This is a genomic window from Allobosea sp. Tri-44 (assembly GCF_004123845.1).
Lineage (GTDB): Bacteria > Pseudomonadota > Alphaproteobacteria > Rhizobiales > Beijerinckiaceae > Allobosea.
On record NZ_NBDP01000030.1, the window covers coordinates 142,033 to 161,999 of the forward strand.

Genomic DNA, 19,967 nt, shown 5'->3' on the forward strand with positions numbered 1-19,967 from the left:
GACCGCGGCCTTGCCGCCGCCGATGCTGCCTTCCTATATCAGAGCAACGGCAGGCGCACTGCGCCGCAAGACCGCGACCGCCCGAGGATTTCAGCCATCGTGCTGCATGACCCTGTCAGACCCTTGATGCGTGCGCCGCTGACCGACCCGTTCGGCCGCGACATCTCCTACTTACGCATCTCGGTGACGGATCGCTGCGATTTCCGCTGCGTCTACTGCATGTCCGAGGACATGGCCTTTCTGCCGAAGCGCGACCTCTTGACGCTCGAAGAGGTCGATCGCGTCGCCACCGCCTTCGTCTCGCGCGGAACGCGGAAGCTCCGCATCACCGGCGGCGAGCCGCTGGTCAGGCGCGACATCATGAACCTGTTCCGCTCGCTCTCGCGCCATCTGACCTCCGGTGCCCTCGACGAACTGACCTTGACCACCAACGGCTCGCAGCTCGCCCGCTATGCGCAGGAGCTGGCCGATTGCGGCGTGCGCCGTGTCAATGTCTCGCTCGACACGCTCGATCCGGAAAAATTCCGCAAGATCACGCGCTGGGGCGACCTCGCGAAGGTACTCGCCGGGATCGAGGCCGCGCGGGCCGCGGGCCTGCGCGTCAAGATCAATGCGGTGGCGCTGAAGGGCGTCAACGAGGACGAGATCGAGGGCCTGATGCACTGGGCCCATGGGCTCGGGATGGACCTGACGCTGATCGAGGTGATGCCGCTCGGCGAGATAGAGCCGGCCAGGCTCGACCAGTTCCTGCCGCTCTCGATGGTGCGGGCCCGGCTGATGGACCGCTACACGCTCGACGACGATCCTTACCGGACCGGCGGACCGGCGCGCTATGTCCGGGTGCGCGAGACCGGGGGCTTGATCGGCTTCATCACGCCGATGACCCATAATTTCTGCGAGAGCTGCAACCGCGTGCGTCTGACCTGCACCGGCACGCTCTATATGTGCCTCGGCCAGGAGGACGCCGCCGATCTGCGCGCGCCGATCCGCGCCTCCAGCGACGACGCCCTGCTCTACCGGGCGATGGAAGAGGCGATCTCGCGCAAGCCCAAGGGCCACGACTTCGTGATTGATCGCCGCCAGCCCCGCGCCGCCGTCGGCCGGCACATGAGCGTGACTGGCGGCTGAGGACGGCGCGGGCCTCGACCGAACTCAGCGGCCCCGCAATCCGCGCACGATATTCGCCGCTCGCCTGAGAGCTGTCACGGCAGCTCCGACCGCGATCAGCCAGAGCGCGATGACCAGCACCTCGTTCTGGCCCCGCCAGAGCGGCTCCAGCAGCGACAGCAGCGCCGCCGCCGTGATCGTCGCCATGCGGTGCGGCTTGGCCATCGGGCCGGAGAAGTCGGCCGGCAGTCCGCAATTACGCCCGAGCTCACGGGTGTAGGCCGTCAGCACGGCAAAACCAGCCGCCGCCCACCCCAATGCTGGCACGCCGGCCCCGTAGCCCGCGCCTGTCAGAATGAGGATATCTGCGATGCGATCGGGAAACTCGTTCCAGAATGGCCCATCGGCAGCCTGCTTGCCGCCCTCGATCGCAACCATTCCATCGAAGAGATTGCAGAGCAGTCTGAGCTGGCAGAACAGGGCCGCGGCAAGCAGCAGTGCTACACGCGGCCCGGAAGCCGCGGTGCCCGCAAGCCAGAAGGCGGCGCCGGCGAGGGCTGCCATCGCCATGCTCGCCATCGAGATCTGGTTCGGCGTGATGCCGGTGGCGCTCAGCCGGCGCGCAACGGCCCGGGCCCAGCCGGAATCGCGGCTCGAAAGCGGTCGCCGATCGTCATTCTGCGCCATGGTTGATGGCCTTTCTGGTCCGCCACAGCGAGAGATTGTAGAGCGCCGCATAGCTGGTCGCGACGGTCAGCGGGACGGCGATCGTCCTGCCGATTTCGGGCGTGCCGCCGATCGCATGGATCGCTGTCAGCACACTGGCCGAGATGAGCCCAGCGATCAGGGGCGGAGCCAGAAGCGCGGTCGGCCCGGAGAAGCGCCTGGCCAGCGCTTCGATGCCCCGTTTCAGCAGCAGCGTGATGAGGGCGGAAAGCGTACCCTGGATCAGCCCGGCGAGGAGCGGCGCCGGCATCGGATGGACGCGGTTCGCGAAAGCCGCCCAGCTGCCCATGGCGAGGAAGGCGAAGGCGACATGCACGATGCTGCTTCGCATCAGGCGCGCGAGCGGCACGCTCACGTGGTCGACCAGCCATAGCGGACGAGGTGGAAGAAGATCGGGGCGGAGAACACCACCGAATCGAGCCGGTCGAGGAAGCCGCCATGGCCGGCGATCAGGTGGCCCCAATCCTTGATGCCGCGGTCGCGCTTGATCGCCGACATGACGAGCCCGCCGAAGAAGCCCATCACAACGATGACCAGCGCCAGGAAAGCGGCCTGCAGCGGCGTGAACGGCGTCATCCAGGCCAAGCCGGCGCCGACGGCTGTCGCGCTGAGCGCACCGCCGACGAAGCCTTCGACCGTTTTGGAAGGCGACAGCATGGGCGCGATCTTGGTGCGGCCAAGAAGCTTGCCCCAGACATATTGCAGGACATCGCTCATCTGCACGACGATGACGAGAAAGGCGATCAGGAGCACGTTGCGCCCCTGATAGCCGGGAATGTCGAGGCTGAGCAGCGCCGGCACGTGCGAGGTGCAGAAGACGCAGATCATCAGCGCCCACTGCACTTCGGCGATGCGCACCAGAAAATGCTCGGTGTCGCCGCGCGCCGCCGCGATGATCGGCATGAGCAGGAAGGCGTAGACTGGGATGAAGATCGAATAGAGCCCGTACCACTCGATCCAGATCAGGTAATACTGGACCGGCAGCATGATGAAGAAGCCGGCCGCCAGCGCCCAATGGTCGGCGCGGCGCGTGTTCGTCAGCGTGATGAATTCGCGCAAGGCCGCGAAGGAGCAGAAGGCGAAGAGCAGCGTTACGCCGGTCTTCCCGCCGATCAGCGCCAACCCCATCAGCACGACCATGATCCACCAGGCGCGAATGCGGTCGTTCAGGTTCTCGACCACGGCATTCGAGCCATCAGGCGAAAGCCGGCGCTGCAGCACGTAGCCAACCGCGGAAGCCAGGACCAGCACGGCGAGCAGGCAGCCCAGCACGGCGACGAGATCGGGATGCGGCATCGTCATGGCGCACTCGCCTTCGGTGACAGGGCGAGCAGGGCCGCCTCGGCCCTGGCCAGGAATTCCTGCTTCGTCTCGGCGCCGACAATCGAGAGAGCAGCACCGAAGGTGACAGTGCAAATAAGAGGTACCGGCACGAACTCGCCCTTCGGCATGACCCGGTTGAGATTGTCGATCCAGACCGGCACGAGCGTAACGTTCGGCCGCGCTTGCGCCAGATGGAACAGCCCGCTCTTGAACGGCAGCAGCCGCGCATCCGTGGTGTTGCGCGTGCCTTCCGGGAACACGATGAGAGATGAGCCGGCATCGAGCGCCTCGGTCATCTGGGCGATCGGGTCACTCGTTCGGCTCTCGCGGTCCCGGTCGATCAGGACGGCGTTGAAGACATCGCGGCCGATGAAGCGCCGAAGGCCGCTCTTCAGCCAGTAATCGCTTCCAGCGACCGGCCTGGTCGCGAACCGCATACGCCGCGGCAGCACCGTCCAGATCAGGACGAAATCGCCGTGGCTGGCATGATTGGCGAAATAGACTCGCTGCTCGCCGGTCGGTGCGACCCCGTCCCACCGTCCGCGGACCGCAGTGATGAAGCGGGCAAAGACCACAATGAGCGTACCAGCCAGGCTGATCCCTGCTTCGCGCATCCCCATACCCGATTGCCGCCCTTGCGATGACGTAACGTTCATCTCGAACGCTGTCGACATTGCAGCGGTCTGGGGCGAATTCGAAAGCTGGTCGCGGGCTTCCGATCACCGCCTTTTGGGGGGCCTCCAAAGACCTCGTGTTCACCAGCCGCGGTCTGCTGGTTTGATTGGAGCGCCCCGGTTCCTGCGCTACAGTGAGCTGCCACCGACCAGAGAGCGAGTTCGAACGATGAACGAGCATTCCGCCGAGGCTAGGCCTGCCCCTGTACCTCTGGATTTCCGCCAGCTCGCTCGCGGTCTGGGAACGGTGATCACCTATGCCGCCGGGGATGTCGTCTTCCGTGAGGGCGACGAGCCCGCCCATGCCTATATTGTTCTCACCGGCAGAATCGAAGTCAGCAGCCGCGGAAAACTGATCGAAGAGGTCAGTGAAGGGCGAGCCTTCGGCATTGTTTCGCTGATCGACAAAAAACCGCGATCCGCTACGGCAAAAGCGATGGCACCCTCCGAAGTTGCCTTGGTCGATGCAAAGCAATTCCGGTTCATGGTCGAAACGACGCCGAATTTCGTCTGGTATGTGCTGTCAGAAGTCGTCGACCGGCTGCGAGCAACAAATTCTGCTTTGTAAACGCGGCCGGGGCGCCGCGGGCAATCGGCGTCCAGATCTGGCGCCAAGCCGGGCAAGCGGCTGTTCACTCATGGCGGCCGCCCTGCACCTCATTGCTGTCGATCGGCAGAGGCCAATCCCGCTGCGGCCGCGCGACGCTCCTGCCCCACGCAGCCCTCCCCCTGCTTTCGTCGCATCTTGCCTGTCGGTTCTGGTGTACTAGTATACATGCCAAGGCCGCAGCAAAGCAGGCCAGCATAGGGAGGTACCATGAGCCATCTGACACGGCGCGGCGTCATCGCCGGCGCTTCCAGCTTCACCGCGCTCTCCGCCGGCGGAGCCTTTGCCCAGGGCGCGCCGGCGAGCCCGGTCGCGCTCAATATCATCGATGTGGCCGGCAATCTGCAGCTGACGCAGACCGCGATCGAGAAATTCGCCAAGGACAATCCGAAGCTGATCTCGCGCCTGAATTTTTCGCGCGCGCCTTCGCCGGAGCTGCCGGCCAAGCTCAAGGCGCAGCAGGACGCCAACCGCGTCGACATCGACATGGTGCTGACCGGGCCGGGCGCGATGTCGGACGGCATCCAGCAGGGCCTGTGGATCGACGTCTGGAAGTCGCACACCGCCGCCCTGCCCAAGGCCGAGGAGACCTATCACGAGCAGGCGCTGATGATGCAGCGCAATTTCGGCCAGAACGAAGGCGTCGCAGTCGTCTATTCACCGTCGGGACCGCTGTTCGAATATGCGCCCGACCGGCTGAAGACCGTGCCCAAGACGGCCGAGGAGTTCCTCGCCTACGTCAAGCAGAACAAGAACCGCTTCACCTATGCCCGCCCGCTCAATTCCGGCCCCGGCTGGACCTTCCTGCAGGGCCTGCCCTACATCCTCGGTGACAGCGACCCGAGCGATCCGATGAATGGCTGGGCCAAGAGCTGGGCCTATCTCAAGGAGCTCGGCACCGGCATCGACTACTATCCTGGCGGCACCACGCCAACGATGAAGGAGCTCGGCGAAGGCACGCGCGACGTCATCGTCTCCACGCTGGGCTGGGACATCAACCCGCGCGCGCTCGGCATCGTGCCGAAGGAGGCGAAGGTCTTCGTCCTCGCCAACACGCACTGGATTCCCGACACCCAGTTCATGTGCATCCCCAAGGGCGTCGCCGCGGCGAAGATCCCGGTGATCCTGGCGCTGATGTCCTACATGCTGAAGCCGGAGGCCCAGGCCGCGACCTATGACAAGGGCTATTTTTATCCCGGCCCGGCGATCAAGGGGGTCACGCTCGCCATGGCCCCGCAGGACAGCCAGGACGTGATCAAGGAGTACGGCCGGCCCGAATATGACGGGCTGATCGGCAGCCTGCCGACCCGCCCGCCGCTGACGCCCGAGCGCCTGGTCGCCGCCTTCCGGCGCTGGGACCAGGAGATCGGCGTCGGCCACGCACCGAAATAGCATGCGTTTCGCAGCTATCGGCCTCGACCACCGCCATGTCTACCACATGGTCGGCGGTCTCCTGGAAGCCGGCGCGGATTGCGCCGGCTTCGATCCTGCGACCAGCGATCCGCGCGTGCTCGACGGGTTCCGCGAGCGCTTTCCGCAATTGCGGGAGGTGCCAGCAGAAACGCTGCTCGACGATCCGGCGATAGACCTCATCGTCTGCGCCGGCATCCCGTCGGAGCGGGCCGCCCTCGCCGTCCGGGCGATGCGGGCCGGCAAGGATGTGATGGTCGACAAGCCCGGCGTCACCAGCTTCGTGCAACTCGCCGAGGTCGAGCGGGTCGTTGCGGAGACCGGACGGATCTTCTCAATCTGCTTCTCCGAACGCTTCGTCGTTCCCGCCACCATCGTCGCGGGGAAGCTGATCGCGGACGGCACGATCGGGCGCGTTATCCAGACGGTGGGCCTAGGCCCGCACCGGCTCAACCGAACGATCCGGCCGGACTGGTTTTTCGACAAGCGCTATTTCGGCGGCATCCTGACCGACATCGCTTCGCACCAGATCGACCAGTTCCTGCACTTTACCGGCTCGCAGGACGCCGAGATCGCAACCTCCGGCATCGGCCATTTCGGCGTGCCGGACCTGCCCGATTTCGAGGATTTCGGCGAGATCCTGCTGCGCAGCGACCGGGCGAATGGCTTTATCCGCGTCGACTGGTTCACCGCTGACGGCCTGCCGACGTGGGGCGACGGACGGCTCACCATCCTCGGCACGGAAGGCACGATCGAGCTGCGCAAATATGTCGACATCGCCGGCCGGCCCGGCACCGACCATCTCTTCCTGGTCGACAAGGCCGGCACCCGCCATATCGACGCCTCGCGCGAACCGCTTACCTATTTCCGCGCCCTCATCGCGGATATCGCTGATCGTAGCGAGACTGCGGCGACGCAGCAGCACATGTTCACGGTCTGCCGGCTCGCGCTGCATGCGCAGGACCGGGCCGTGCGCCTCCCGATCAGGGGAACCGACGCAAAGTGACACGCAAGATCGGCATCGCCGTCATCGGGCTCGGTCCGGCCGCCCTGCCTCATTCCCGCAGCCTGGTCGACTTAGGCAACCGGGTCGATGTCCGGCACGTCGTCAGCCGCTCACAGGACCGACTCGACGCCTATCGCAGCCAGTTCCCCTTCCCCGGCACGACCGATATCGACGCCGTCCTCGCCGACAGCACTGTCGAGGCGGTGATCGTACTGACGCCGCCGTCGAGCCATCGCGATGTCGGGGCGCTCTGCCTTGCCGCCGGCAAGCATGTGCTGGTCGAAAAGCCGCTGGAACTGACCGTCGCGCGCGGCGAGGAGCTGGTCGCAGCGGCGCGGGCCTCGGGCAAGGCCTTCGGCGTCGTGCTGCAGCACCGCTTCCGGCCGGCGAGCCTGCGCCTCAAGGCGGCATTGGACAGCAGCGAACTCGGCATGGTCGAGGCGGGCCTGCTGCAGGTGCCGTGGTGGCGGCCGCAAAGTTATTACGACGAGCCCGGCCGGGGCACGATGGCACGCGATGGCGGCGGCGTGCTGCTGACGCAGGCGATCCACTCCTTCGACCTGTTCCGCTCGCTGGTCGGCGTGTCGAAGGTCGTGGCGGCGCAGGTGCGCACCACCTCACTGCACCAGATGGAGACCGAGGACTATGTCGGCGCCCTGCTGGAGACCGAAAACGGCGCGCCGGCGACGCTGGTCACCACCACCGCCGCCCATCCTGGCCATCCCGAGCGCATCGAGGTCATCGGCAGCAAGGGCCATGCGGCGCTGGTCGGCGGGCGTCTGCAGCTCTCCTTCCTCGATGGCCGGTCCGAAATAGTCGAGGCCGAGGGCAATACCGGCAGCGGCGCCAACATCATGGACTTCCCGCACGACGCCCATCGCGCCGTGATTGCCGATTTCCTGGATGCGATCGAGGCCAAGCGCGATCCCGTGGTCACCGGCGAGGAAGCCCTGACCTCGCAGCGCTGGATCGACGCGATCCTCGCGGCTGGACGCTAAACGTCACGCCATGCGATAGGCCATGCGCACGCCGCCCCAATGGCGACCGGCGACGCGTAAGGGCGCGTCGACCTCGCGCATCAGCTGAATGCCGGCGCTACCCATGTCGCGCTGATAGGACTGGATGATGAAGGGCCGCGTCGAGCGGGCGGCGGTGATGCCGGCGCGGTCGTCGAAGATGCGGCGATCGCGGCTATAGGCAGCGTCCCAATCCCGGTCGCCCGGCCGCTGTGGCTGTGAATACTCGGGATGATGCACCGGGACATAACCGTTCCGGTCGATCGGCAAGGTGAAGACCAGGCGCGGATCGCTCGCCTTGGCCTGCTCCATCACCTGCGGCAGGATCGCCTGAAGTACCGGCAGCGCCCGGTTGGCGAACTGGCGTGGATTGGACTCGGGTACCGGCACATAGTCGGTGTCGAACAGGTCGTCCTCGTTCAGGCGACCTGTGCGCAGGGCCGCCTCGAGCAAGGCAGCGACCCGGTGTGCGAACTCCTGCGCCTGCTCGATCAGCGGGCGATAGCCGTCTTCGATCTCGGCGAGCCGCCGGTGCAGCGCCGCATGCGCGCCTTCCTCGCCGCGCTCGAACGCAATGTGGAGCCCGAGATCGCTGCGCGCCATCACCCGGCAGGGCAGCGGCAGCATGTTCTCGACCGCGATCGTGCCCCGCGCCCGCGCCTTCAGCTGCGTGTCGGCGACCGACAGCAACGCGCCACCGAAACCGAGATCGATCGTCTGCCCGGCGACCATGCGTCCGCCGAATTCGAGCGTGACCGGGCATTCGGCCGGGAAACGGTCATGCTGGCGCCGGTCGGCGAAGACGGTGTGGCGCAGCGTCGGCACGAAGCGCTCCAGCAGCCCCTCGGCCTGGCGCGCGCCTTCGGCCAGCGCCCGCCTGGCGTCGACATTCTCCTGCGCGGCAGCGAGCGCGACGCGGTCGACCTCAGTGACACGGTCCCGCACGGTCTCGATGAAACGCGCCGTGGCTTCGGCGCTGCGTGACAGTTCCGCCGCTGCGGCGGCCTGCTCCTGCGAGGCCTCGCCCACGGTCGCCATGACCGGATTGACCTCGCCGACGAGCCGGAAGGCGTCGGTGACCACCGCGGCCGAGCCCTGGGCCGTCTGGTTCAGCCGATCGACCTGGTTGCGGATATGGTCGGCCGCCTCGCGCACGCCGAGCGAGAGCGACTTCACCTCCTGCGCCACGACGCCGAAACCCCTGCCGGCCTCGCCGGCGCGGGCTGCCTCGATGGTGGCGTTGAGGGCGAGCAGGTTGGTCTGGCGCGCGATCTCGGCGATGGCATCGACGATCGAGCGGATCTCGCCGGTCGCCGCCGCGAGCCCATTGATCATCGCCGTCGCTTCGGCGGCGCGTTCGGCCGCGTTGTCGAGCATGTCGCGGGCGCCGGACATGGCGGCGCCGACCCGTTCGGCCGCCTCCGAGACCTGCATGGTCGCCGTTGCCAATGCCGAAGAATTCTCGCTTGCCAGCACAGCCGCGTCGCGCAGCTCCGCCATGCCGCCACGGATTTCCTGGGAGCGGACTTCCGAGCGCTGGGAGCAGTCCTCAGCCTGATCGAGCCCGTCATTGAGACGGCGCATCGCGGCGACGACATCGTTCTCGAGCTCGTTGATCGCTTCGCTGATCGAGGTCTCGGCGGGAGCGGGCAGTGGCGGTTGAGGCGTCTCGGCCACGGCCTGCGACGCAGCCGGCGCGGCAGCGGGGCCGGCGCGGCCCAACAGGCGCCAGACGGAGCGAGCAAGCATAGGCATTCCCGAGCGAGACAGGATGCCGGACTATGCCGCCGACAGGGTTAACAAAAGCCTGAAGTCAGCCGCTCGAAGCGCAGTTTTCCAGTGTGTCGGCCTGCCGCCCTGCCCGCTGCGCGTATGCGCTCACGCACCAGGCGGGATGGACCCGAACCACCCGCCCGCCTAGATTGCAGGCAGAACCGACCGACGGATGAAGTCGGCCTCCTCCAGGATCCTTCCATGAGCTCATCGCAATACGACGTGATCGTCGCCGGCGTCGGTGCGATGGGCTCCGCCGCCTGCTGGCATCTGGCCAAGCGTGGCCTCAAGGTGCTCGGTCTCGAAAGGTTTGACCTCGGCCATACGATGGGCTCCTCGCACGGGCTGACGCGGATCATCCGCCTCGCCTATTTCGAGGGCTCGCACTATGTGCCGATCGTCAAGCGGGCGCACCAGCTCTGGAGCGAGACCGGCGAGGCGGCCGGGCTGAAGCTTCTGCACGTCACAGGCTCGCTCGACCTCGCGCCGGAAGGGCTCGGCCCGGTCGAGTCATCGCTCAAATCCTGCCTCGACCATGGGCTCGAGCACGAGGTGCTCGACCGCGACGAGATCTCTCGCCGTTTCCCGGCCTTCCAGCTACCGGACGGGCATATCGGCCTGTGGCAGGCGGGCGGCGGCTTCGTCGCCTCGGAGAAGGCGATCTACGCCCATGTCGGACTGGCACAATCCAAGGGCGCCGATATCCGCACCGGCGAGCCGATGCTCGATTGGCAGCCGACCGCCGATGGCGGCGTCACCGTCAGGACCGAGCGCGGCACCTATTCGGCCGGGCGGCTCGTGCTCACCTCCGGCGGCTGGATCGCCGATGCGGTGCCGGCGCTGAAGCAGCGGGTCAGGACGGTGCGGCAGGCGATCGGCTGGTTCACCACGCGCCGGCCGGAACTCTTCCGCGAGGGCGCTTTCCCGGTCTTCATCCTCAGCGTCGAGGAAGGCAATTTCTACGGCTTCCCGCTCTACGAGCATCCCGGCTTCAAGCTCGGCGGACCGCATTTCGGGCGCGAGCCGATGGACCCGCGCGATCCCGACCGGACACCGAGCCCGAACCAGGTCAAGCTGATCCGCGAATGCCTGGCACGCTATATCCCCGACGCCGCAGGCGAGCCGCTGACGGTGAAGGGCTGCATCTATACTGTCTCGCCCGACGAGGGCTTCATCATCGACGCGGTGCCCGGCGTGCCGCAGGCCGTGTTCGCCTCGGCCTGCTCCGGCCATGGCTTCAAGTTTGCCAGCGCGATCGGCGAGATTCTCGCCGATCTCTCAACCAGCGGCCGCTCGGCCTTCGATCTCTCCGCCTTCTCCCTTTCCCGCTTCGACGCCTGAGCCCTCCCGGGCTCGACAGGAAACGCCTTGGCCACCGCCGCCCAGAACCGCCGCGGCATCATCGCCATGATGACGGCGATGTCGCTCTTCTGCTGCAACGACGCGCTGATGAAGCTCGCCCGCGAAGCCTTCCCGACCGGGCAGGCGGTGGCGATGCGCACAGGCTTCGCCATTGTGGTGGGCCTCCTGATGGTCACAATGATGGGCGACTGGCGCAAGCTGCGGCTCGGGCTGAAGCCGATCGTGCTCGGACGCGGGGTGATTGAGGCGCTGTGCGCACAGACCTTCATCTGGGCACTCGGCGTGCTGCCGCTCGCCAACATCACCGCGATCGCGATGGCCTCGCCGCTGCTCATTGTCGTGCTGGCGGTACTCTTGCGGATCGAAACGGTCGGGTGGCGCCGGACGGTCGCACTGGCGGTCGGCTTCATCGGCGTCCTGATCGTGATGCGCCCCAGCGCCGAAGGTTTCAGCCTCGCCGCGCTGATCGCCCTCGCCAGCGCCTGTCTGGTTGCCATCCGCGACCTGATGACCCGGATGGTCGGCAACGAAGTGCCCTCGACCGTGATTTCGCTGACCACGACCCTGATCGTCGGCATGCTCAGCCTGAGCATGGGCGCGCTGGAAACCTGGCAATCGCCCTGGCGGATCGAGCTCATCTATCTCGCAGTCGCCGCGCTCCTGGTGACGGCTGGCGGTTTCTGCGTCATCAGCGCCTTCCGCAATACCGATGTCGGCGTCGTCGCGGGTTATCGCTACTCGGTCGTGCTCATCGCCGTGCTGATCGGCTGGCTGGTCTGGGGCGAGACGCCGGACAAGATCGCCTTCGTTGGCATCGCGCTGATCGTCGGCAGCGGCCTCTACACCCTCCACCGCCAGCGCGTCCGCCCCGATTCGCAGCTGAAGCCCGAGGGCGACAAGCCGCTATGAACCCCAAACCCTCCCTCACCGTCCTCGTCGCGATCTCGACGCTGCAGCCGATCGCACTCAACATGCTGGCCCCCGCGACGCCGGCACTCGCCCGCAACTTCGCCACCAGTTACGCGACGATCCAGCTGACCCTGACGCTCTTCCTGGTGGCGGTGGCGTTGACGCAGCTCATCGTCGGCCCGCTCTCCGACCGCTTCGGGCGCCGCCCCTGCGTGATGGCCGGTGCCGCGGTCTTCACGGTCGGCTCGGTGCTCGGCGCGCTGGCGGACAGCGCAGGCACCCTGCTGTTCGCCCGCGTGCTCGAAGGCGCTGGCGCCGGAACCACCTTCGCTTTGGCGCGCGCCATCATCCGCGACACGGCCAGCCGCGACGAGGCCGCGAGCCAGATCGCGACGGTGACCATGGTCATGGTGGTCGCGCCGATGATCACGCCCTATCTCGGCGGCCACATCGAAACCAGCTTCGGCTGGCGCATGATCTTCTGGTCGATGGCTGCAGTGGCCGCGATCGTGCTGGCGCTCGTCGGCCTGCGCCTGCCCGAGACGGCGCCGAATGTCGGCGTGCGAACCTCGCTCATCGACATTTTCCGGGCCTTTCCGGACCTGGCGCGCGACCGCAGTTTCATCCGCAACGTGATCGCGCTGGCGATGACCTCTGCCGCCTTCTTCGCCTTCATCGCAGCGGCGCCGTTCATCGTGGTCGAGACCATGGGGCGCGGCTCCGACACTTACGGCGCCTATTTCATCATCAACGCCTTCGGCTACATGGTGGGCAATTTCGCGATGTCCCGATTGGTGCTGCGGCACGGCACGGCGCGGATGGCCTGGATCGGCCTGGTGATCTCGTTCGTGGCGACGACGGCCGCGCTCGCGATCTCGCTGACGCCTTATTGGACGCCGCTGACCCTGTTCCTGCCGCTCGCCATCAACGCGATCGGCAACGGGTTGACCCTACCGGGAGCGACCGCCGCGGCGCTTTCGGCAAGACCCGAGCTCGCCGGCTCCGCCGCCGGGCTGTCGGGCGCGATTCAGCTCGGTTCGGGCGCGCTCGCGACCATACTGATCAGCTCGCTCGTGGCGCATTGGCCGCCGGCGCTGATGGCGATGATGTGGCTGATGCTGATCGTCGCCCTCTTCGCATTGCGCAGCGAGCCCCGGCGGCGCAACGACTGATCCACAGCGCCTTGCGCCGCGCAATCTTGTACGGCATGTAGCATTCGTATAACCGCCCTTCGTAAACCGCATGATGCGGCCGTAATCCACAAGGTCAGGGAGGACTGAGGTGGACGCACCCCTCGCTTTGAGTCGCGCGATCGACACCCTCAACCGCAAGATCGGTCAATGGGTCGCCTGGCTGATCCTGCTGGCGGTCATCGTCTCGACCGTGAACGCGATCATCCGCAAGCTGTTCAACGTCTCGTCGAATTCCTGGCTCGAGCTGCAATGGGTGCTGTTCGGCGCGGTCTTCCTGCTCTGCGCAGCCTGGACGCTGCAGGTGAAGGAGCACATCCGCATCGACATCGTGAACAACCTGCTGCCCAAGCGCGTGCAGCAGTGGATCGACCTGGTCGGCCATCTCCTGTTCCTGCTGCCGTTCTGTGCGCTGATGATCTATCATTCCGGCCCGTTCTTCATCCGCTCCTACCAGGTCAACGAGCAGTCGCTCTCGGCCGGTGGCCTGCCGCAATGGCCGGCCAAGGGACTGGTGATCATCGGCTTCTCCCTGCTGCTGCTGCAGGGTATCTCCGAGGTGATCAAGCAGATCGCGATCATGCGCGGAAAGCTCGAAGACGACGAGACGCTGCGCGGCCATGCCGCTGCCGCCGAAGCCGAAGCGCAGCGCCTGCTCGAGCAGGCCAGGGCCGAAGGGCTCGCCCCGTGAGCAAAGCCGTTTCCCGGATCCGTTCAATGACCTTCGCCCGCTCCGCCGCGCTGCTGCTCGCACTCACCGCCGCAGCCTTCCTCAGCCTGCACACCGGCGACGCGCACGCCGCCGGGATCGGCGACTTCCTGCGCGCCAACATGGCGCCGGTGATGTTCGTCGCGCTCGTGCTGTTCCTGCTGCTCGGCTATCCCGTCGCCTTCGCGCTCGCCGCCAACGGCCTGTTCTTCGCCCTGGTCGGCATCGAACTCGGCATGTTCCAGGAGAATTTCCTGCAGGCGCTGCCGGAACGCATCTACGGCACGATGAACAACGACGTGCTGCTGGCGATTCCGTTCTTCACCTTCATGGGGCTGGTGCTGGAGCGCTCCGGCATGGCGGAGGACCTGCTCGACACGATCGGCCAGCTCTTCGGGCCGATCCGCGGCGGCCTCGCCTATGCGGTGATCTTCGTCGGGGCGCTGCTTGCCGCCACGACCGGCGTCGTCGCGGCGTCCGTCATCTCGATGGGCCTGATCTCGCTGCCGATCATGCTGCGCTATGGCTATGACCGGCGCCTCGCCTCGGGCGTGATCGCGGCGTCGGGCACGCTGGCGCAGATCATCCCGCCCTCGCTCGTCCTGATCGTGCTCGCCGACCAGCTCGGCCGCTCCGTCGGCGACATGTATGAGGGCGCCTTCATCCCCGGCCTGGTACTAGCCGGGCTATACGCCGGCTATGTCTTCCTGACCACCATCTTCCGGCCAGAACGCGCCCCCGGCCTGCCACCCGAGGCGCAGACGCTGCGCGACGCCGACGGCGTGACGCGGCGGCGCTCGCTGCTGGTGGTGACGATCCTCGCCTTCGCCGTCGCCATTGCCTACATGAAGTACTTCACCACGCTCGGCGGCGGCGCGGATTTCGTCATCCTGACGATGTCGATCGCAGTCGCGGTTTCCTTCGTGATCGCGCTGGTCAACAAATACCTGAAGCTCAACCTGCTCTCGCGCATGACCGAGCAGGTCGTCTTCGTGATGGTGCCGCCACTGGCGCTGATCTTCCTGGTGCTCGGTACGATCTTCATCGGCGTCGCGACGCCGACCGAAGGCGGTGCCATGGGCGCGGCCGGCGCGATCCTGCTCGCCTGGGGCAAGAAGCGCATGACCTTCAACCTGCTCCGGCAGGCGACGGAGTCGACTGCGAAGCTTTCGGCCTTCGTGCTCTTCATCCTGGTCGGCGCCCGCGTGTTCTCGCTGACCTTCTATGGCGTCAACGGCCATGTCTGGGTCGAGCATCTGCTCGTCGGGCTGCCGGGCGGCGCGACGGGCTTCCTGATCGTCGTCAACGTGATGGTCTTCCTGCTCGCCTTCTTCCTCGACTTCTTCGAGCTCGCCTTCATCATCGTGCCGCTGCTCGGCCCGGCGGCGGAGAAGCTCGGCATCGATCTGATCTGGTTCGGCGTCATCCTCGGCGTGAACATGCAGACCTCGTTCATGCACCCGCCCTTCGGCTTCGCGCTGTTCTTCCTGCGCTCGGTCGCGCCAAAGAATCCCTATCGCGACAAGGTGACGAGCAAGATGATGGAACCGGTGACGACCGGGCAGATCTACTGGGGCGCCGTGCCCTTCGTGGTGATCCAGTGCATCATGGTCGCGCTGGTCGTGCTCTTCCCGCAGATGGTGATGCACTACAAGAGTTCGGGCATTCAGCTCGACCAGCAGCAGATCAACAAGCAGCTCGACAACATCACCATTCCAGGGCTCGGCGGCTCCGGCGGACTGCCGGGGCTCGACCTCAACGCCCCACCGACGCTGAACCTGAAATAGGGTGGCAGGCCGGAACGACGAGCCGTCATGCTCGGGCTTGACCCGAGCATCTCAGGCCGGAAGAGGTTCCAATCCGAGCCTTCTGGTCATGAGATTCTCGGGTCTGCGCTTCGCTCCGCCCGAGAATGACGCGGGGTTTACCAGCGCTGCCACCCGTTATTCAGGTTGTTGTCGATCCGGCCGCGGCCGCTGATCACGGCGCGCATCTCGCCCAGGGACGTCGCGCTGCGCGCCTCGCCATAGACCATCGCATCAGCGCCGGAGCCGTAGCCGCGGCGGCTGGAACTTTTGCCGAACTCGACGCGGACACCGCCGCCGATACGGACACAGGCCGAAGAGCCTTCGACGCGAACGAAACCAGGCCCATACTCCGGACAGGGGCGCGCTGCCTGCGCCGGCGCGGGGCGAGCCGCCGTCGGCTTGGCCTTGGCGGGCGCGCGCCCAGGAAGAGGCTCGCCGATCGACTGCGCGCCTGCCAGAGCCGGCAGCCCGAAGATGGCAATAACGATGGCGACAGGCAGCTTCATGGCGCGCTCGGTCAGTGAGTGTGTTTGCAATCTAACCCGGCAAACGAGGCCGGGCTAGGGCAGCCACGTTCAACTGCTCCCGGCGCTCTCGGCCAGGATCGGCGCCGTTTCGATCTCGCCGACGCCAGGAACGGCGCTCAACCTGTCGACCAGTCGCGACAGCGCCGGCGCATCTTGCGTCTCGACGATCAGCATCGCGTCGACCGGTCCGGCCAGCGAATAGCAAGCGACGATCTCCGGCCAGTGCCTGAAGCGATCGAGCACGGTCGCACAGGGGCGCGTGCGGATGCGCAGGGAGAGCACCGCGCGGGTGGCCGGCGCCTTCGGCCTGTCCGCGAGTCGCGCGCTGTAGCCGAGGATGGTCCCATCGCGCTCGAGCCTCGCCATCCTCTCCTGGATCGCGGTGCGCGAGAGGCCGGCACCGCGCGCCAGCGCCGTGAAGGAAGCGCGGGCATTGGCCTGGAGCAGCGCAAGCAGCTTCCGGTCGATGGCGTCGAGCTCACCGTCGTTTCGCAAGCCAAGCCTCCTGCAAACCGCCGATCGCAACCGCGACCGGCGTCTTGCCTATGGCACGGGTGGCCCCGTCGGTGAAGGTTCAGGGTCTTGAGCAACCGGAGACATCAGGATGAGGACGATCAAGCCGCGGGACTTCACCGGAAACAGCGCCTGGGAGGCGCTCGACATCGAGCGGATCGACGACGCCACGATCCGGCTGCACTGGACCGATCAGCCCTACAAATGGCACGTCAATGACGGGCCTGAGGTCTTCGTCGTCCTCGACGGAGAGGTCGACATGCATACTCGAACGGAGGGCGCCGAAAGCGTGCAGCGACTGGTTCGCGGCGATATCTTCCATGCGCAGGACGGTGACGCCCATGTCGCCCATCCCGTCGGAGCTGCGCGCGTATTGGTGATCGAGCGCGCCGGCAGCATCTAAACCGAAAAGGTCCCCGGCCTCGCGGCCGGGGACCCCACAACAAGTTGGCCGGCTTGAGCCCGCTCCCATCAACTTGCTCTGCAAGCTGATGGGAAAAGCGGTCTCAATCCAAAGTGAGAGACGGATTCACTGATCAGATTGACTCAGTCTGATCAGATCCGGCTCTAGCCGGCAGTCGCCCTCTTCTCAGAGCAGGTTGCCCGCGCGGGCGCGGATCAGGAAGTTGTCGAAGGTGTATTCGGCGATCTGGAACCAGAGATATTCGTCGCCGCGGAAGGCCGCCATCGCGTCATAGACCTTCTTGAAGTCGGGGTTCTTGGCGCTGGTCTCGGCATAGACCTCCTTGGACGCCTTGAGGCAGGCCTCCAAGATCTCCTGCGAGAACGGCCGCAACTGCGCGCCGCCGCCGACCAGGCGCTTCAGCGCCGCCGGATTGCGCGCATCATACTTCGCCTGCATGTCGATATTGGCGAGCGCCGCCGCCGTGGTGAGAATGGACTTGTAGGATTTCGGCAGGGCGTCCCATTTCGCCGTGTTGATGAAGAAGTGCAGCGCAGCGCCGCCTTCCCACCAACCGGGGTAATAGTAATAGGGCGCGACCTTGTTGAAGCCGAGCTTCTCGTCATCGGCGGGGCCGACCCATTCGGCCGCGTCGATCGTGCCCTTCTCCAGCGCCGGGTAGATGTCGCCGCCGCCGATCTGCTGCGGCACGACGCCGAGCTTGCTCATCACCTGGCCGGCGAAGCCGCCGATGCGCATCTTCAGGCCCTGCAGGTCCGCGACCGTCTTGATCTCCTTGCGGAACCAGCCGCCCATCTGGCAGCCGGTGTTACCGCCCGGCAGCGCGTAGATGTTGTGCTTCTTGTAGAAATCGTTGAGCAGGTCCATGCCGCCGCCATGGTAGAACCAGGCGTTCTGCTGGCGGGCGTTGAGACCGAAGGGTACCGCCGTGCCGAAGGCGAAGGTCGGATCCTTGCCGACATAATAATAGGAGGCGGTGTGGCACATCTCGACCGTGCCGTTGGTCACCGCATCGGCCGCTTGTAGCGCCGGCACGATCTCGCCGGCGGCGAAGACCTGAATCTGAAACTTGCCGTCAGTCGCCTCGGATACCGCCTTCGCAAGCGCTTCCGAAGCGCCATAGATCGTGTCCAGCGATTTCGGGAACGAGGAGGTGACGCGCCATTTCACCTCCGGCATCGACTGAGCGATGGCCGGCGCAGCGATGACGCTGGCGGCACCGCTGGCACCGGCGACTTTCAGAAACTGACGACGCTTCATTCGGGGCGCTCCTCCCAGAGCTTTCTGAGGCGCGCCGGTCTTTCCGGTTCGCGCGCAAGAGCGCCAGAAAAGGGCATCTGCGATGCGAGCGCAAGCTGCGCACATGGCGCCTATGCAGTTTTCGCATAGGTATTTGGTCTAACCCATCTTGGTGTCGGCGCACCGCCAGGCCCTTCCCGCCGAACGAAAAAGCCCGGCCTCGCGGCCGGGCTTCGTTGCTGTTGCCGTATTCGGCAGTCGATTACTTCGTGGCGCGGTTGCGCACCTGGAAGATGTCGAAGGTCAGTTCCGCCACCTGCCACCAGAGGTACTGGTCGCCACGGAAGGCTGCCATCGCCTCGATCGCCTTCTTGAAGTCGGCGTTCTTGGCCGAGATCTCGGCATAGAGCTCGTTGGAGGCCTTGAGCGAGGCTTCCATCACGTCCTGCGGGAACGGACGCAGCTGCGTGCCGGCGCCGACGAGGCGCTTCAGCGCCGCCGGGTTCTGCACGTCGTACTTCGCCGCCATCTGGGTGTTGGCGTAGGTGCAGGCGGCGGTCAGCGCGGCCTGGTAGGCCTTGGGCAGCGAGTTCCACTTTTCCAGGTTGACGAAGGCGTGAACGCAGGGACCACCCTCCCAGAAGCCCGGATAGTAGTAGTAAGGCGCGACCTTGGCGAAGCCGAGCTTCTCGTCGTCATAGGGACCGACCCACTCGGCGCCGTCGATCGTGCCCTTCTCGAGCGCCGGATAGATGTCGCCGCCGCCGATCTGCTGCGGCACGAGGCCGAGCTTCTGCAGGACCGAGCCGGCGATGCCACCGATGCGCATCTTCAGGCCGTTGATGTCGGCGACGCTCTTGATCTCCTTGCGGAACCAGCCGCCCATCTGGGCACCGGTGTTGCCGCAAGGCAGGCCGTAGATGTTGAACTTCTTGTAGAACTCGTTGAACAGCTCGTTGCCGCCGCCCTGGAACAGCCAGGCGTTCTGCTGGCGGGCATTGAGGCCGAAGGGCACGGAGGCCGCGATCGCGAAGGTCGGGTCCTTGCCGACATAGTAATACGAGACGGTATGAGCCATCTCGACCGTGTTATTGGTGACCGCGTCGGCCGCCTGCAGGGCCGGCACGATCTCGCCGGCGGCGAAGACCTGGATCTGGAACTTGCCGTCGGTCAGGTCGGAGACCATCTTCGCCATCACTTCGGCGCCGCCATAGATGGTATCGAGCGATTTCGGGAAGCTCGACGCCAGCCGCCACTTCACCTCGGGATTCGACTGCGCAACCGCCGGCATGGCGACAGCGGACACTGCCGCACCGGTACCAGCGACCTGCAGGAACTGACGACGCTTCATATGGGGCATCTCCTCGTTTCGACGTTCATCGCCGCGTCCGGGCAGCAATAGCACCAGCGCAGGCGATATTTGTAGGACGACCTTGGTGTTATGCAGCGGTGATCGGAAGCGGCGGCCCGGGTTGACCCACGGTTAATCGGCTCACTTCGAATCTATACTTGCACAAGATTTGCGCAGCACTCCCCCCAATCGTTGCAAGATCGTCAACTGTCGCAGGCCGCTCGACAATTGCACGCAGAGCATGGCACGGCTGCGCCGGAAGCGCATGAAACTTTTTCCCCGCCCGGTCAACC

Annotated in this window: 20 protein-coding genes; 11 read left to right on the forward strand and 9 right to left on the reverse strand. The window is 66.0% G+C overall.

Annotated elements, in window-relative coordinates; all coding sequences use genetic code 11:
- Window positions 1-126 precede the first annotated feature (126 nt).
- Complete coding sequence (gene moaA / locus B6S44_RS17110; RefSeq protein ID WP_129158093.1) at window positions 127-1,128, forward strand: GTP 3',8-cyclase MoaA; 1,002 nt, start codon at window positions 127-129, stop codon at window positions 1,126-1,128.
- A 24-nt stretch (window positions 1,129-1,152) separates the two neighbouring features.
- On the opposite strand, the gene B6S44_RS17115 is transcribed toward moaA, so the two are convergent.
- Genes B6S44_RS17115 through B6S44_RS17130 form a run of 4 tightly spaced genes read right to left on the reverse strand, consistent with a single transcriptional unit; the run spans window position 1,153 to window position 3,770 of the window.
- Window positions 1,153-1,794: a CDP-alcohol phosphatidyltransferase family protein gene (locus tag B6S44_RS17115; protein ID WP_129158094.1), complete on the reverse strand. Its 642-nt coding sequence runs from the start codon at window positions 1,792-1,794 to the stop codon at window positions 1,153-1,155.
- Complete coding sequence (locus tag B6S44_RS17120; protein ID WP_206735202.1) at window positions 1,781-2,164, reverse strand: hypothetical protein; 384 nt, start codon at window positions 2,162-2,164, stop codon at window positions 1,781-1,783. The genes B6S44_RS17115 and B6S44_RS17120 overlap by 14 nt, the downstream gene beginning before the upstream one ends.
- A gap of 20 nt (window positions 2,165-2,184) precedes the next feature.
- Entirely contained in the window at window positions 2,185-3,135 is a 951-nt protein-coding gene (locus B6S44_RS17125) for a phosphatidate cytidylyltransferase (RefSeq protein ID WP_129158096.1), read from the reverse strand.
- Window positions 3,132-3,770: a lysophospholipid acyltransferase family protein gene (locus tag B6S44_RS17130; RefSeq protein WP_129158097.1), complete on the reverse strand. Its 639-nt coding sequence runs from the start codon at window positions 3,768-3,770 to the stop codon at window positions 3,132-3,134. Before B6S44_RS17130 ends, B6S44_RS17125 begins: the two co-directional genes overlap by 4 nt.
- 229 nt (window positions 3,771-3,999) lie before the next feature.
- On the opposite strand from B6S44_RS17130, the gene B6S44_RS29400 reads away from it, so the two are divergent.
- The 4 genes from B6S44_RS29400 (at window position 4,000) to B6S44_RS17150 (ending at window position 7,851) form a co-directional block, all read left to right on the forward strand.
- Window positions 4,000-4,398: a Crp/Fnr family transcriptional regulator gene (locus B6S44_RS29400; protein WP_164985865.1), complete on the forward strand. Its 399-nt coding sequence runs from the start codon at window positions 4,000-4,002 to the stop codon at window positions 4,396-4,398.
- A 249-nt stretch (window positions 4,399-4,647) separates the two neighbouring features.
- Window positions 4,648-5,829, forward strand: coding sequence for an extracellular solute-binding protein (locus B6S44_RS17140; protein WP_129158099.1), 1,182 nt, complete (start codon window positions 4,648-4,650; stop codon window positions 5,827-5,829).
- Window position 5,830: 1 nt separating this feature from the next.
- A complete protein-coding gene (locus B6S44_RS17145; protein ID WP_129158100.1) occupies window positions 5,831-6,853 on the forward strand; it encodes a Gfo/Idh/MocA family protein in 1,023 nt (340 codons plus the stop codon).
- Complete coding sequence (locus B6S44_RS17150) at window positions 6,850-7,851, forward strand: Gfo/Idh/MocA family protein (protein ID WP_129158101.1); 1,002 nt, start codon at window positions 6,850-6,852, stop codon at window positions 7,849-7,851. Before B6S44_RS17145 ends, B6S44_RS17150 begins: the two co-directional genes overlap by 4 nt.
- A gap of 3 nt (window positions 7,852-7,854) precedes the next feature.
- Here the strand turns inward: B6S44_RS17150 and B6S44_RS17155 are convergent, their stop codons facing one another.
- A complete protein-coding gene (locus B6S44_RS17155; protein ID WP_164985866.1) occupies window positions 7,855-9,618 on the reverse strand; it encodes a methyl-accepting chemotaxis protein in 1,764 nt (587 codons plus the stop codon).
- A gap of 225 nt (window positions 9,619-9,843) precedes the next feature.
- On the opposite strand from B6S44_RS17155, the gene solA reads away from it, so the two are divergent.
- The 5 genes from solA to B6S44_RS17180 all read left to right on the forward strand — a co-directional run bounded on the left by solA (window position 9,844) and on the right by B6S44_RS17180 (window position 15,599).
- Window positions 9,844-10,983 (forward strand): N-methyl-L-tryptophan oxidase, encoded by a 1,140-nt coding sequence (gene solA / locus B6S44_RS17160; RefSeq protein WP_129158103.1) that lies wholly within the window; start codon window positions 9,844-9,846, stop codon window positions 10,981-10,983.
- A gap of 27 nt (window positions 10,984-11,010) precedes the next feature.
- Window positions 11,011-11,913, forward strand: a complete 903-nt coding sequence (locus B6S44_RS17165) for a DMT family transporter (RefSeq protein ID WP_129158104.1) — start codon at window positions 11,011-11,013, stop codon at window positions 11,911-11,913.
- Window positions 11,910-13,085, forward strand: coding sequence for a multidrug effflux MFS transporter (locus B6S44_RS17170; protein WP_129158105.1), 1,176 nt, complete (start codon window positions 11,910-11,912; stop codon window positions 13,083-13,085). Before B6S44_RS17165 ends, B6S44_RS17170 begins: the two co-directional genes overlap by 4 nt.
- 109 nt (window positions 13,086-13,194) lie before the next feature.
- Window positions 13,195-13,794 carry a TRAP transporter small permease subunit gene (locus B6S44_RS17175; RefSeq protein ID WP_129158106.1) on the forward strand — a complete coding sequence of 200 codons (600 nt, stop codon included), beginning with the start codon at window positions 13,195-13,197 and terminating at the stop codon, window positions 13,792-13,794.
- A 140-nt stretch (window positions 13,795-13,934) separates the two neighbouring features.
- The gene (locus B6S44_RS17180) at window positions 13,935-15,599 is read left to right on the forward strand and encodes a TRAP transporter large permease (protein WP_465246129.1); all 1,665 of its coding nucleotides are present in this window, start codon (window positions 13,935-13,937) and stop codon (window positions 15,597-15,599) included.
- A gap of 137 nt (window positions 15,600-15,736) precedes the next feature.
- Here the strand turns inward: B6S44_RS17180 and B6S44_RS17185 are convergent, their stop codons facing one another.
- A complete protein-coding gene (locus B6S44_RS17185; protein ID WP_129158107.1) occupies window positions 15,737-16,126 on the reverse strand; it encodes a porin in 390 nt (129 codons plus the stop codon).
- 69 nt (window positions 16,127-16,195) lie between these two features.
- Window positions 16,196-16,642 carry an Lrp/AsnC family transcriptional regulator gene (locus tag B6S44_RS17190; protein ID WP_164985867.1) on the reverse strand — a complete coding sequence of 149 codons (447 nt, stop codon included), beginning with the start codon at window positions 16,640-16,642 and terminating at the stop codon, window positions 16,196-16,198.
- A gap of 109 nt (window positions 16,643-16,751) precedes the next feature.
- Here B6S44_RS17190 and B6S44_RS17195 point away from each other — a divergent pair, with 109 nt between their 5' ends.
- On the forward strand, window positions 16,752-17,063 hold the full coding sequence (locus tag B6S44_RS17195; RefSeq protein ID WP_129158109.1) for a cupin domain-containing protein: 312 nt from the start codon (window positions 16,752-16,754) through the stop codon (window positions 17,061-17,063).
- 186 nt (window positions 17,064-17,249) lie between these two features.
- On the opposite strand, the gene B6S44_RS17200 is transcribed toward B6S44_RS17195, so the two are convergent.
- Entirely contained in the window at window positions 17,250-18,344 is a 1,095-nt protein-coding gene (locus B6S44_RS17200) for a TRAP transporter substrate-binding protein (RefSeq protein WP_129158110.1), read from the reverse strand.
- A gap of 241 nt (window positions 18,345-18,585) precedes the next feature.
- Entirely contained in the window at window positions 18,586-19,674 is a 1,089-nt protein-coding gene (locus tag B6S44_RS17205; protein WP_129158111.1) for a TRAP transporter substrate-binding protein, read from the reverse strand.
- Window positions 19,675-19,967 lie beyond the last annotated feature (293 nt).

Bases quoted from the DNA above. Each gene is read 5' to 3' on its own strand.
- moaA (WP_129158093.1), top strand. From the start codon at position 127: ATGCGTGCGCCGCTGACCGACCCGTTCGGCCGCGACATCTCCTACTTA.
- B6S44_RS17115 (WP_129158094.1), bottom strand. From the start codon at position 1,794: ATGGCGCAGAATGACGATCGGCGACCGCTTTCGAGCCGCGATTCCGGC.
- B6S44_RS17120 (WP_206735202.1), bottom strand. From the start codon at position 2,164: ATGCGAAGCAGCATCGTGCATGTCGCCTTCGCCTTCCTCGCCATGGGC.
- B6S44_RS17125 (WP_129158096.1), bottom strand. From the start codon at position 3,135: ATGACGATGCCGCATCCCGATCTCGTCGCCGTGCTGGGCTGCCTGCTC.
- B6S44_RS17130 (WP_129158097.1), bottom strand. From the start codon at position 3,770: ATGCGCGAAGCAGGGATCAGCCTGGCTGGTACGCTCATTGTGGTCTTT.
- B6S44_RS29400 (WP_164985865.1), top strand. From the start codon at position 4,000: ATGAACGAGCATTCCGCCGAGGCTAGGCCTGCCCCTGTACCTCTGGAT.
- B6S44_RS17140 (WP_129158099.1), top strand. From the start codon at position 4,648: ATGAGCCATCTGACACGGCGCGGCGTCATCGCCGGCGCTTCCAGCTTC.
- B6S44_RS17145 (WP_129158100.1), top strand. From the start codon at position 5,831: ATGCGTTTCGCAGCTATCGGCCTCGACCACCGCCATGTCTACCACATG.
- B6S44_RS17155 (WP_164985866.1), bottom strand. From the start codon at position 9,618: ATGCTTGCTCGCTCCGTCTGGCGCCTGTTGGGCCGCGCCGGCCCCGCT.
- solA (WP_129158103.1), top strand. From the start codon at position 9,844: ATGAGCTCATCGCAATACGACGTGATCGTCGCCGGCGTCGGTGCGATG.
- B6S44_RS17170 (WP_129158105.1), top strand. From the start codon at position 11,910: ATGAACCCCAAACCCTCCCTCACCGTCCTCGTCGCGATCTCGACGCTG.
- B6S44_RS17180 (WP_465246129.1), top strand. From the start codon at position 13,935: ATGGCGCCGGTGATGTTCGTCGCGCTCGTGCTGTTCCTGCTGCTCGGC.
- B6S44_RS17185 (WP_129158107.1), bottom strand. From the start codon at position 16,126: ATGAAGCTGCCTGTCGCCATCGTTATTGCCATCTTCGGGCTGCCGGCT.
- B6S44_RS17195 (WP_129158109.1), top strand. From the start codon at position 16,752: ATGAGGACGATCAAGCCGCGGGACTTCACCGGAAACAGCGCCTGGGAG.
- B6S44_RS17200 (WP_129158110.1), bottom strand. From the start codon at position 18,344: ATGAAGCGTCGTCAGTTTCTGAAAGTCGCCGGTGCCAGCGGTGCCGCC.
- B6S44_RS17205 (WP_129158111.1), bottom strand. From the start codon at position 19,674: ATGAAGCGTCGTCAGTTCCTGCAGGTCGCTGGTACCGGTGCGGCAGTG.